Origin of the sequence: Mesorhizobium sp. M7D.F.Ca.US.004.03.1.1 (genome assembly GCF_003998635.1) — a bacterium.
Lineage (GTDB): Bacteria > Pseudomonadota > Alphaproteobacteria > Rhizobiales > Rhizobiaceae > Mesorhizobium > Mesorhizobium loti.
In genome coordinates, this window is sequence record NZ_RZQG01000691.1 from 1 (window position 1) to 3,247 (window position 3,247).

Genomic DNA, 3,247 nt, shown 5'->3' on the forward strand with positions numbered 1-3,247 from the left:
CGTGATGGGCGTCCACGACATGTGAAACCGGTTCGAAACAGAAGAAATCGGCATCTCGTGCCGGCGAATAAAGGACGAAGACGTTCAGCGTCGACGATGCCTCGACCGTGACAATGATGGCGTCATCCGGCTGGGCGATCGACGCACGGCCGTCCCAGCCTTCAAACGCATTGTTGACCCAGGTGTCGGGAAGGGGCACAGCTTGCGAGAAATCCCAGTCCGGGCGGGAGGCGAGCGGCACAACCGCCGTCGGCAGATGGCGTTCGTCCTCCAGCCAGATCCTTGTCGCCGATGCCTGGAGCGAGGTGTGTGGGCTGCGCGGAAACCAGGGATGGAAGCCGAGCCCGTAGGGCAAGCACATGGCGGCGCGGTTCTCGACGGTCAGGGCCGCGGCCAGCGCGCCATCCTCCAGCGCGTAGCGGACACTTGCATGGTAGCGATAGGGCCCGATTGCACCGTTTTCCAAAACCAGCTCCATTTCAGTGCCGGTTCGTCGTGTCAGCCGCCACGGCCTTTGAAAACCGTCGCCATGGAGCGGGAACGGCTCGCCTTCGACATTGGGTTCGATCGCATGGTAGCGCCCTTCGAACTCGAAGCCCCCGCCGGAAATACGGTTCGACCATGGAATCAACAGTTGGGACCCGAACTTCAGCAGGCCCGTCGATGGCTTGATAACAGGCGTGGGCACCCGGCCGGGGCGCAGCGCGTCGTAGCGCAGGATGGCGGCGCCCTGGCGAGGGCTCACCACTAGGCTTGCGCGCCCGTCGGCAAGCTCGACCGCATCACTGTTTGTCATCGACGGAAAGCCACTTCTACCAGCCACCATCGACGCTGATGTTCTGGCCGCTGATCATGTCCGAGGCCGGGGAAACAATGAACAGCACGAGATCGGCGACGTGCCGCGGCTCGATGCGATGCTTCAAGCTCTGGTTGGTCAGAATCCAGTCGTTGTATTCCTGGAGCCGTTCCCCGAAAACGCGCTCCTCCGCCTCGGAAACGACAGCGCCCGGCGACACTGCGTTCACGGTAATGCCGTGCGGTCCCAATTCCCGCGCCAGCGACTTCGTGAGACCCAGCATGGCGCCCTTCGAGGCTACATAAGGCACGTAACCCTCCCAGCGGCCGTTCAGCGTCACCGAACAGAAATTGACGATCCTCCCGTGGCCCTTCTTCTTCATGCCAGGAGCGCAGGCGCGCGCCAGCGCGAAGGCAGCCGAGGAATTCACGCGGATCTGGTCCTCATATTCGGTAAGTGAAAAGTCCTCGAAGGGACGGTTGATGATAAGCGCCGCGTTGTTGATCAAAATGTCGATCGCGCCTTCTTCGTCGGCGAGCGCCCTGACCACCGCTTCGGCTTCGGCCAACTGGTTCAAGTCGCAGCCGATATAGACGATCGCACCCTTGCTTGCCGACGCCAATTCAGCGGCGATCCCAGGTCCTTCGACAGTCTCAGGGCGGTCAAGCAAAAGCACGCGAGCGCCGGCGCGAGCGAGTGCGGCAGCCTGGGCACGGCCGAGCGAACCCAGACCGCCCGTCAGCAGCGCAACTTTGCCGGAAAGGTTCGTCATCACCATTCCCCGCTTCTCAAAGCACGTTGTGGACTTCGTCGATGGAGGTTTCCTCGATGCGCTTGTCGAGCACGACCTCGCCGCGCGCCATCGCGACCACACGATCACAGCAGTCAAAAACGTGGTGCATGTTGTGGCTGATGAAGACGCCGGTGACACCCTGCTCCTTCAAGCCGCGAACAAAGCCGATCACCTTCTGCGTTTCCTTCACCGACAGATGGTTGGTCGGCTCGTCGAGGATCATCACCTTCGACTTGAAGTGCATGGCGCGCGCGATGGCGACGCCCTGCCGCTGGCCCCCTGACAGTTCGCCGACCAGCGCATCGGGCGAGCGCAGATGCAGATCGACATTGGCGATCGCCTTGATGCTTTCGCTGCCCATCTTCTTCTGGTCGAGGATGCCCACGCCGAACACGGAAAACCGCGTCGGTTCCCGCCCGATAAACAGGTTCCTGGCAATCGACATGGTGGGAACCATGGAATTGTATTGGTAGATGGTCTCGATACCGAGGTTCATCGCATCGCGCGGCCTGGCGATCCGCACCAGCTTGCCGTCGACCAGGATTTCGCCCTCATCGGCCGTTTGGACGCCGGACAGAATGTTGATGAGCGTCGATTTGCCGGCACCATTGTCGCCAATCAGCCCGAGCGCCTCGCCCCGCTTGAAGTCGAGGCTCACGCCCTTCAGCGCATGGACGCCCGAGTACCATTTGTGAAGATTGCGGACGGAGATGATCGCGTCGTCCATATCTCAATTCTCCATCTTGATCGCCTTGGCACGCTTGCGCATCCAGGCATTGGCGACGACGGCGAAGATGGTCAGGAAGCCGATCGCGAATTTGAACCAGTTCGCATCGACTTGCGAGAGCACAAGCCCGTTGTCGATAATGCGGATGAGGATCGTGCCGATGATGCCGCCTGCGACCGTACCGATGCCGCCTGCCAGCGAAGCGCCGCCGATGACCGCCGAGGCGACTGCCTGGAGTTCCAGACCCTCGCCGATGGAAGGCAGAGGAGAGCCGAGTCTCAGCACCTGCAACATGCCGGCGAAACCGGACAGCATCGAGCAAAGCATGAAGCATGCGAGTTTCACCCTTGCGGTCGGAATGCCCATCGAGGCGGCAGCGGGATGGAAGCCACCGGTGGCCTTTATCCAGTTGCCGAAATTGGTTCGGGAAAGCATCAGCGACGTCAGCACGGCAATTCCCACAAACCACAGGAACGACATGCGGAACATGTGGCCGGGACCGACAAACGAGGTGAACAGCCAGTTCGGCAGATCAGCGGGAAGCAGCGGTGGAAACCCGCCCGAAACGACGATCGTCAGCGACCGGGCTATGAACAGCATGCCAAGCGTGGTGATGAAGCTCGGAATCTCGAACCGGATCGTCACATAGCCGTTGATGAAGCCGATGACCGCGCAAACGCCAAGGCCGGTCAGCAACGCGAGCGGGAAAGGCACACCCTCGACCATGAGGACGGCCATGGACATCGGCATCAGCGCAAACACCGATCCAACCGACAGGTCGAACTCGCCGCTGATCATCAGGATCGTGACGCCGATGGCGACGAGGCCCGTTTCCGGCAGAATGCCGAGTATGCCACGAAGGTTGTCCTGGTTGAGGAACACGCCGTCCGAGCGGATCTCGAAAATCACCACCAGAAGCACCAGCAGGATC

The 3,247-nt window shown here is 61.3% G+C and carries 4 protein-coding genes; all 4 read right to left on the reverse strand.

What is annotated here, in order from left to right:
• Nucleotides 1-796 (reverse strand): aldose 1-epimerase (locus EN935_RS28100; protein WP_164771391.1); only part of this gene is annotated, 796 nt, incomplete at its 3' end.
• A gap of 16 nt (nucleotides 797-812) precedes the next feature.
• The gene (locus tag EN935_RS28105; RefSeq protein WP_109663286.1) at nucleotides 813-1,568 is read right to left on the reverse strand and encodes an SDR family oxidoreductase; all 756 of its coding nucleotides are present in this window, start codon (nucleotides 1,566-1,568) and stop codon (nucleotides 813-815) included.
• A 16-nt stretch (nucleotides 1,569-1,584) separates the two neighbouring features.
• Nucleotides 1,585-2,316, reverse strand: a complete 732-nt coding sequence (locus EN935_RS28110; protein WP_109662060.1) for an ATP-binding cassette domain-containing protein — start codon at nucleotides 2,314-2,316, stop codon at nucleotides 1,585-1,587.
• Nucleotides 2,317-2,319: 3 nt separating this feature from the next.
• Nucleotides 2,320-3,246 (reverse strand): ABC transporter permease, encoded by a 927-nt coding sequence (locus EN935_RS28115; protein WP_127373845.1) that lies wholly within the window; start codon nucleotides 3,244-3,246, stop codon nucleotides 2,320-2,322.
• Nucleotide 3,247: the final 1 nt, after the last annotated feature.